4 protein-coding genes are annotated in these 2,872 nt (G+C 72.1%); all 4 read left to right on the top strand.

Annotated features, from left to right (window positions below):
• Positions 1-1,002: glycerate kinase (locus ACHFFZ_RS15890; RefSeq protein ID WP_394277577.1), on the top strand; the 1,002-nt coding region annotated here is incomplete at its 5' end.
• 89 nt (positions 1,003-1,091) lie between these two features.
• Positions 1,092-1,394: a YbaB/EbfC family nucleoid-associated protein gene (locus ACHFFZ_RS15885; RefSeq protein ID WP_394277576.1), complete on the top strand. Its 303-nt coding sequence runs from the start codon at positions 1,092-1,094 to the stop codon at positions 1,392-1,394.
• Positions 1,394-2,017: a recombination mediator RecR gene (gene recR, locus ACHFFZ_RS15880; RefSeq protein WP_394277575.1), complete on the top strand. Its 624-nt coding sequence runs from the start codon at positions 1,394-1,396 to the stop codon at positions 2,015-2,017. The genes ACHFFZ_RS15885 and recR overlap by 1 nt, the downstream gene beginning before the upstream one ends.
• A gap of 4 nt (positions 2,018-2,021) precedes the next feature.
• Complete coding sequence (locus ACHFFZ_RS15875) at positions 2,022-2,840, top strand: HAD-IIB family hydrolase (protein WP_394277574.1); 819 nt, start codon at positions 2,022-2,024, stop codon at positions 2,838-2,840.
• Positions 2,841-2,872: the final 32 nt, after the last annotated feature.

The following is a 2,872-nucleotide window of genomic DNA, read 5'->3' as shown; positions in this document are numbered from 1 at the left end:
GTGCAGTCGCTGGTCGACGCCACCGGCGGGAGCTTCGTGCAGACCACCGTCGACGGGCCGCTCGGCGATCGGGTGGAGGCCACCTGGGGGATGTTGGGCGACGGAACCACTGCCGTCATCGAGATGGCCGAGGCCAGCGGGATCGGCCTGGTCACCGCGGCCGAGCGGGACCCGCGCCGGGCCAGCACACGCGGAACCGGCCAGCTCATCGCCGCCGCCCTCGACCGCGGCGCCGAAACCATCCTGGTGGGCATCGGCGGCAGCGCCACCAATGACGGCGGTGCCGGCATGGCGCAGGCCCTCGGCGCCCGGCTGCTCGACGCGGACGGCAAGGAGCTGGAGCCTGGCGGGGCGGCACTGGCCCGGCTGGAGCGCATCGACCTGTCGGGGCTCGACGAACGCCTCGCCAGGAGCAGTTTCGTCGTGGCCTGCGACGTGACCAATCCGCTGTGCGGGCCGGATGGGGCCAGCGCCGTCTACGGGCCCCAGAAGGGGGCGGACGCCGAGTGCGTCGCCGAGCTCGACCAGGCCCTGGCCCACTGGGGAAGCCTGCTGGAGCAGGACTTCGGGGCGGGGATCGTGGAACGTCCCGGAGCTGGTGCGGCCGGCGGTCTGGGTGCGGGGTTGGTGGCCTTCTGTGGCGCCGAGCTGCGCCGCGGCGTCGAGATCGTGATCGAGCACAGTGGCCTGGCCGAGGCGGTGCAGGGCGCGAGTCTCGTGGTGACCGGCGAGGGGCGGATGGACTCCCAGACGCGCTTCGGCAAGACGCCCAAGGGGGTCGCCGACGTGGCCGTCGCCGCCGGGGTGCCGGTGGTGGCCGTGTGCGGGAGCCTCGGCAGCGGCATCGAGACCCTCTACGACGAGGGCTTCGACGCGATCTTCCCGGTGATCGGGCGGCTGTCCAGCCTGGACGAGGCGCTGGCGGAGGCGGGGGAGAACGTGGAGCGCACGGCGCGGGCCGTCGCGGCGACCCTGCGGCTGGGTACTCAGGCCTTGAGCTGAACCCGTCGGAGTTGTCAGTGCCAGCACGTAGGCTTGCCGAAGGCATCGAGCCCCCACCGACGAGAGGACGACCCGTGTTCCCTGAAGGCATGGACATGAACAGCCTGCTGGCCCAGGCGCAGCAGATGCAGGCCCAGCTGGCCCAGGCGCAGCAGCAGCTGGCCGACTCCTCCTTCACCGGCACCGCCGGCGGCGGCCTGGTGGAGGCCACCATGACCGGAACCGGTGAGCTGACCGGCCTGGTGATCAAGCCCGAGGCCATCGATCCCGAGGACGCCGAGGGCCTGTCCGACCTGGTGCTGGCGGCCGTGCGCGACGCGTCGGCGAAGGTGGCCGAGAAGGCCGAGTCCGTCATGCCCGGCATGCCGGACATGGGCCAGCTCGGCTTCTGATGTACGAGGGCCCGGTACAGGACCTGATCGACGAGCTGGGCCGGCTGCCCGGCGTCGGGCCCAAGAGCGCCCAGCGGATCGCCTTCTGGATGCTCGACCAGCCCGACGAGGACGTGCAGCGTTTCGCCCGCGTCGTCAGCGAGGTGAAGGCGCGTGCCCGCTTCTGCCAGGTCTGCTTCAACGTCTCGCAGGAGGAGACCTGCCGGATCTGCCGCGACTCACGTCGCGACCAGACGGTGATCTGCGTGGTCGAGGAGTCCAAGGACGTCATCGCCATCGAGCGCACCCGCGAGTTCCGCGGCCTCTACCACGTGCTCGGCGGCGCGATCAGCCCGATCGACGGCAAGGGCCCGGCCGACCTGCACATCCGTGAGCTGCTCAGCCGGCTCGCCGACGGCACTGTCACCGAGATCATCCTGGCCACCGACCCCAACACCGAGGGCGAGGCGACGGCCACCTACCTGAGCCGCCTGTTGAAGGACATGGGCCTGCGCATCTCGCGCCTGGCCTCCGGCCTGCCGGTCGGCGGCGACCTGGAATATGCCGACGAGGTGACCCTGGGGCGCGCCTTCGAGGGGCGCCGCTACGTCGAGGGTTCGGCCAAGCCGGCCCCGCTGGTGTGAAGCGATGATCCGTCTCGTCGCCACCGATCTGGACGGCACGCTGCTGCGCGCCGACAAGACGGTCAGCGCGTGGACCCGCAGCGTCACCGATGCGGTGCAGGAGCGGGGCGTGCCCGTCGTCCCGGTGACGGCGCGCCAGCCCCGCGGCCTGGCGCCGATCGCCGAGGCCTGCGGCCTGACTGGTTGGGCCATCTGCGTCAACGGCGCCCTGGCGCAGCACCTGGGCACCGGCGAGGTGGCCTTCGAGCACCTGGTGCAACCCGAGGCCCTTGCCCGGCTCACGTCCGCGGCGCGCGAGCAGCTGCCCGGGACGGTCTTCGCGACGGTCCGTGACCGTGGTGCCACCTTCGGCCTGGAGGACGACTACCGGGCCATCACCGGCCCCGACGACCACCAGCCGGCGATGGCGGCCTCGGTCTCCATGGGTCTGGAGCAGATCGTCGATGCGCCGGCCCTGAAGCTGCTGGCCCGCCACCCCGAGGTGCCCGCGCTGGAGCTGGCCGGGCAGTTGCGCGAGCTGGGCGTCGAGGGCGTGCACGTCACCACCTCGGGTGCCGATTTCGTCGAGATGGCCGCGGGTGGTGTCACCAAGGCCACCGCCCTGGCCGAGCTGTGCCGCACGCTGGGCATCGCGGCAGACGAGGTGGCGGCCTTCGGCGACGCCCCCAATGACGTCGAGATGCTCACCTGGGCCGGGCAGTCGTGGGCGATGGCCGAGGCGGATCAGGAAGCGGTCGCCGCGGCCGGGGCACGCTGCGGCAGCAATGAGGACGACGGCGTCGCCCGCCAGCTGATGGAGCTGATGCGAGCCAGCCAGCTCTGAGGCTCTCCGCCAGAACCAGACCGCAAGACAGT

Source organism: Luteococcus sp. (assembly GCF_043424415.1).
Taxonomy (GTDB): Bacteria; Actinomycetota; Actinomycetes; order Propionibacteriales; family Propionibacteriaceae; genus Luteococcus.
The sequence above is the reverse complement of the archived record's forward strand: the minus strand, read 5'-3'. Positions and strand labels throughout refer to the sequence as shown.

Coding starts and splice junctions, on each gene's coding strand:
- recR (WP_394277575.1), top strand. CDS start 1,394: ATGTACGAGGGCCCGGTACAGGACCTGATCGACGAGCTGGGCCGGCTG.
- ACHFFZ_RS15885 (WP_394277576.1), top strand. CDS start 1,092: ATGGACATGAACAGCCTGCTGGCCCAGGCGCAGCAGATGCAGGCCCAG.
- ACHFFZ_RS15875 (WP_394277574.1), top strand. CDS start 2,022: ATGATCCGTCTCGTCGCCACCGATCTGGACGGCACGCTGCTGCGCGCC.